4 protein-coding genes are annotated in these 5,420 nt (G+C 73.0%); all 4 read left to right on the top strand.

Annotated features, from left to right (window positions below; all coding sequences use genetic code 11):
* Positions 1-1,325, top strand: a 1,325-nt coding sequence (locus tag ACFXA3_RS17415; protein ID WP_385187640.1) for a hypothetical protein, incomplete at its 5' end; no start/stop codon positions are given.
* 20 nt (positions 1,326-1,345) lie between these two features.
* Entirely contained in the window at positions 1,346-2,599 is a 1,254-nt protein-coding gene (gene dxr / locus ACFXA3_RS17410) for a 1-deoxy-D-xylulose-5-phosphate reductoisomerase (RefSeq protein ID WP_385187650.1), read from the top strand.
* Positions 2,596-3,897 (top strand): M50 family metallopeptidase, encoded by a 1,302-nt coding sequence (locus tag ACFXA3_RS17405; protein ID WP_385187638.1) that lies wholly within the window; start codon positions 2,596-2,598, stop codon positions 3,895-3,897. Before dxr ends, ACFXA3_RS17405 begins: the two co-directional genes overlap by 4 nt.
* Before the next feature lie 175 nt (positions 3,898-4,072).
* Complete coding sequence (gene ispG, locus ACFXA3_RS17400; RefSeq protein ID WP_054221322.1) at positions 4,073-5,230, top strand: flavodoxin-dependent (E)-4-hydroxy-3-methylbut-2-enyl-diphosphate synthase; 1,158 nt, start codon at positions 4,073-4,075, stop codon at positions 5,228-5,230.
* Positions 5,231-5,420: the final 190 nt, after the last annotated feature.

Raw genomic sequence — 5,420 nt, 5'->3', positions numbered from 1 at the left:
CGACGCGCGGGCGCGCGGGGGGGGGGGCGCTCCGGGGGGCCCGCGCACCGGACGCCGTCGCGTCCGACCTCCTGCGGCGGCTCGACGGACCCACCCGCCGCTACCTCTGCCGCGACGAGTACCTGCCGGCCTCCGCCGTCACGCTGCTGCTGCGCGAAGGCACCGACGAGGACCGCCGCACCATCGCCCGCAGCCCGCACGTGCTCGGCCGCCCCCTGCCCGGCCTGCCCGGACCCGCCCGGTACGCGGCCCGCCCCGCGCCCGCGCCCGAGCTGCTCGCCACCCTGGCCGCCGAACTCGGCCGCCCTCTCGACGGGACGCCGCTGACCGGCGGGGAACTCGCCGGCCTGCTGCGCCGGCACGGCAGCCGCCGGCCGCGGATCCCGCTCGACGTGCTGTCCCTCCCGTACGAGCCCGACCCGCAGGCCCTGCTGCGCGAGCACGCCCGCGCCCCGCTGCCGCCCGGCTCCGTGGAGGCCCTGCTGCTCGTCGCGGACCTGGACCGGCCGGCCCGGCTCGCGCTGCTCGACACCCGCGCGCAGACCTCGTACGGCCGGGGGTGGCACCGGCCGGCGGTCCGTGCCGTGCGGACCGGCTCCCTGACCTTCGACGAGCTCGTCGCGGCCGTCGCGCCGGCCCACCGGACCCTGCTCCTCGGGCAGGCCCACGCCGCCGGCAGCCTCGGCTGGAACCTCGCCGAGTGGGCCGGCATGCGCTCCGCCCTGATGCGGGTGCTGCGCCCTGCGCTCGGCGACGACCCCCGGCCGTGGGCGGAGCTGGCCCGCCACGCCCCCGGGTTCCCCGGCACCCTGCCCGAGCTGGCGGCCGCGGTGGCCGCGGGGACCATACCGGCCGCGCCCCCGGCGCGGCCGCGGGGCGCGATACCGGGTCTCGCCGGGGCCGTGGACGCCCTCGCCCCCGGCGCCCCGTGGGAGCCCGAGGACAGCGTCGACCGCGAGCTCGCCCTCGCGAGCCTCGGAGTGCCCAACGCCATGGGCGATCTGCGGGAGGACGTCCGGTGGGTCCGCGCCTGCCTCGACGGCGGCGTCCTGGCCGGACCCGACGTGATCCGGCACAAGGCCCCCGCCGCCTGGGCCCTGGACGAGGGCCACTGGCTGGGGGAGGTGGACCACCCCGACCGCCACGACCGGCCCGGGGCGGTGCTGGCCGCGCGGGCCGAGGCCGACCGGCTCTTCGACGCGGCCCTCGCCGACGACGCCGACGCCTGGTGGCGCGCCGCCACCGCCCTCCCCGACTTCGCCGGGACGCTGCCCGAACTGCTCGCCGGTGTCGTCCAGGGGGACTCCGTGTCCAACCGCGTCTGAGTTGCGGCAACAATGGGGTAATTATAGACCGCCCAGCCCCCCTCGCCGATCCGCACCTCCTCTTCGACCCCGCGGCCGGCCGGCGGGACATCGTCATCCTCGGGTCCACCGGGTCCATCGGGACCCAGGCCATCGACCTCGCCCTGCGCAACCCGGACCGGTTCCGGGTGACCGCGCTGTCCGCCGCCGGCGGGCGCGTCGCACTGCTGGCCGAGCAGGCCCGGCAGCTGCGGGTCAACGCCGTGGCCGTCGCCCGCGAGGACGTCGTACCGGCCCTGAAGGAGGCCCTGAACGCCCAGTACGGCGCCTCCGAGCCGCTGCCCGAGATCCTGGCCGGGCCCGACGCGGCGACCGAGCTCGCCGCCTCCGAATGCCACACCGTCCTCAACGGCATCACCGGTTCCATCGGCCTCGCGCCCACCCTCGCCGCACTGCGGGCCGGCCGGACGCTGGCCCTGGCCAACAAGGAGTCGCTGATCGTCGGCGGCCCGCTGGTCAAGGCCCTCGCGAAGCCCGGCCAGATCATCCCGGTCGACTCCGAGCACGCGGCCCTCTTCCAGGCCCTCGCCGCCGGTACCCGCGCCGACGTGCGCAAGCTCGTGGTCACCGCCTCCGGCGGGCCCTTCCGCGGCCGCACCCGCGCGGAGCTGGCCGGCGTCACCGTCGAGGACGCCCTCGCGCACCCCACCTGGGCCATGGGCCCGGTGATCACCGTCAACTCGGCGACCCTGGTCAACAAGGGGCTGGAGGTCATCGAGGCGCACCTGCTCTACGACATCCCCTTCGACCGCATCGAGGTCGTGGTCCATCCGCAGTCGTACGTCCACTCGATGGTGGAGTTCTCGGACGGGTCCACGCTCGCCCAGGCCACCCCGCCGGACATGCGCGGCCCCATCGCGATCGGCCTCGGCTGGCCCGAGCGCGTCCCGGACGCGGCGCCCGCATTCGACTGGACCAAGGCCTCGACCTGGGAGTTCTTCCCGCTGGACACCGAGGCCTTCCCGTCGGTGGGACTGGCTCGGCACGTGGGCACCGTGGGCTCCACCGCCCCCGCCGTGTTCAATGCGGCGAACGAGGAGTGCGTGGCGGCGTTCCTGGCCGGTCGGCTGCCGTTCACAGCAATCATGGATACGGTCTCTGCCGTGGTCGATGAGCACGGAACGCCGGACGCGGGAACTTCCCTGACCGTCGCGGACGTCCTCGAAGCGGAGACCTGGGCCAGGGCCCGGGCACAGGAGATGGCGGCCCGGGCCGCCGTGGAGGCTCGCGCATGACAGCACTCATGACGGTGCTCGGAATACTCATCTTCGTATTCGGGCTGCTCGTCTCCATCGCCTGGCACGAGCTCGGCCACCTCTCCACGGCCAAGCTCTTCGGGATCCGCGTGCCCCAGTACATGGTCGGCTTCGGCCCGACCATCTGGTCGCGGCACAAGGGGGAGACCGAGTACGGCATCAAGGCCATCCCGATGGGCGGCTACATCCGCATGATCGGGATGTTCCCGCCCGGCGAGGACGGCAAGGTGACCGCCCGGTCGACCTCCCCGTTCCGCTCGATGATCGAGGACGCGCGCTCGGCGGCGTACGAGGAGCTCCAGCCCGGCGACGAGACGCGGCTGTTCTACACGCGCAGGCCGTGGAAGCGCGTGATCGTGATGTTCGCGGGCCCGTTCATGAACCTGGTGCTGGCCCTGGCGGTCTTCTTCGGCGTCTGGATGAGCTTCGGCATCAACCAGACGACCACGCAGGTCGCCACCGTCTCGCCCTGCGTCATCCAGCAGAGCGAGAAGCGCGAGGTCTGCAAGGACGGGGACCCGGTCGCCCCGGCGCAGGCCGCCGGGCTGCGGGTGGGCGACCGGATCGTGGCGTTCAACGGTCACAAGATCGCCGACTGGGCCGCCCTGCAGAAGCAGATCCGCGACACCGTCGGCCCCGCCACCGTCACGGTCGTCCGGGACGGGCAGCAGCAGACCCTCCCCGTCAAGCTGATCGAGAACAAGGTCGCCAAGACCGACGGCCACGGCGGGTACGTCAAGGGCCAGTACGTGACGGCCGGATGGCTCGGCTTCAGCCCCAGGAGCGAGATCGCCCCGCTGACCTTCGGCCAGTCCGTGGACCACATGGGCGAGGTCGTCGACAACAGCGTCCAGGGGCTGCTCCAGCTCCCCGCCAAGATCCCGGCGCTGTGGAACGCGGCCTTCAGCGGCGGCGAGCGCGAGCCCGACTCCCCGATGGGCATCGTCGGCGCGGCCCGGATCAGCGGTGAGATCGCCACCCTGGACATCCCCGCGGAGCAGCGGCTGGTGTTCTACCTCCAGCTGGTCGGCTTCTTCAACCTCTCGCTGTTCCTGTTCAACATGCTCCCGCTGCTCCCGCTCGACGGCGGGCACATCGCGGGCGCCCTGTGGGAGTCCGTCCGGCGCACCGTGGCGCGCGTCTTCCGGCGCCCCGATCCGGGCCCGTTCGACGTGGCGAAGCTGATGCCCGCCGCGTACGTGGTGGCCGGCGTGTTCGTCTGCTTCACGCTGCTGGTGCTCGTGGCCGACGTGGTGAACCCGATCAAGATCACCTAGTACGTCCGGTCGTGCGGGAAGAGGTTCGGGAGCCGGGCACGAAGCGTGCCCGGCTCCCTACGTTCGGGTGTTGCGGGCCCTCGGATGCGTGGGCCGCCCCTTGATTGGCGTAATCTCGAAGCCTGGAGCCCGCCGATCTCGGGACCTTGATCCACACCTTGGGGTTGCACAGCAGATGACTGCCATCTCTCTCGGAATGCCGGCCGTGCCGACGAAGCTTGCCGACCGCAGGGTCAGCCGCAAGATCCAGGTCGGATCGGTGGCCGTCGGTGGCGACGCGCCGATTTCGGTGCAGTCGATGACCACCACCCGTACCTCCGACATCGGCGCCACGCTCCAGCAGATCGCCGAGCTGACCGCCTCCGGCTGCGAGATCGTCCGCGTCGCCTGCCCGACGCAGGACGACGCCGACGCCCTCGCCGTCATCGCGAAGAAGTCGCAGATCCCGGTCATCGCCGACATCCACTTCCAGCCCAAGTACGTGTTCGCCGCGATCGACGCCGGCTGCGCCGCCGTCCGCGTCAACCCGGGCAACATCAAGCAGTTCGACGACAAGGTCAAGGAGATCGCGAAGGCCGCCAACGACGCGGGCACTCCGATCCGCATCGGCGTCAACGCCGGCTCCCTCGACGCCCGCCTGCTCAAGAAGTACGGCAAGGCCACCCCCGAGGCGCTCGTCGAGTCCGCGCTGTGGGAAGCCTCCCTCTTCGAGGAGCACGGCTTCAGCGACATCAAGATCTCGGTCAAGCACAACGACCCGGTCGTCATGGTCAACGCCTACCGCCAGCTCGCCGCCCAGTGCACGTACCCGCTGCACCTCGGCGTCACCGAGGCCGGCCCCGCCTTCCAGGGCACCATCAAGTCCGCCGTCGCCTTCGGCGCGCTGCTCTCCGAGGGCATCGGCGACACCATCCGCGTCTCCCTGTCGGCCCCGCCGGTCGAGGAGGTCAAGGTCGGCCTCCAGATCCTGGAGTCGCTGAACCTCAAGCCCCGCCGCCTGGAGATCGTCTCCTGCCCGTCCTGCGGCCGCGCCCAGGTGGACGTCTACAAGCTGGCCGAGGAGGTCACGGCGGGCCTCACCGGCATGGAGGTCCCGCTGCGCGTCGCGGTCATGGGCTGCGTCGTCAACGGCCCCGGCGAGGCCCGCGAGGCCGACCTCGGTGTCGCCTCCGGCAACGGCAAGGGCCAGATCTTCGTGAAGGGCGAGGTCATCAAGACCGTCCCCGAGTCGAAGATCGTGGAAACCCTCATCGAAGAGGCGATGAAGATCGCCGAGCAGATGGAGAAGGACGGCGTGATGTCCGGCGAGCCCACCGTCGCCATCGGCGTCTGAGCACCCGGGCGCCCGGCGCCCCGCACACCCGGCCCGCGGGGGCCCGCGCCGCCCCCCGCGGCGGGGCGGGGGTGGGCCCGCGGCGGGGGGGCGGCCCCGGCCGCGGGCGCCGCCGGCGCCCCGCTGGGCGCGGGCCGGGGCTCGCGGGGGCTCGCCTACCCCGGGGGCATCGACACCACCCCGTACCTGC

The organism is Streptomyces sp. NPDC059456, assembly GCF_042750055.1.
GTDB lineage: Bacteria > Actinomycetota > Actinomycetes > Streptomycetales > Streptomycetaceae > Streptomyces.
This window is presented reverse-complemented; position numbering and strand designations above follow the sequence as displayed.

Bases quoted from the DNA above. Each gene is read 5' to 3' on its own strand.
- ACFXA3_RS17405 (WP_385187638.1), top strand. From the start codon at position 2,596: ATGACAGCACTCATGACGGTGCTCGGAATACTCATCTTCGTATTCGGG.
- ispG (WP_054221322.1), top strand. From the start codon at position 4,073: ATGACTGCCATCTCTCTCGGAATGCCGGCCGTGCCGACGAAGCTTGCC.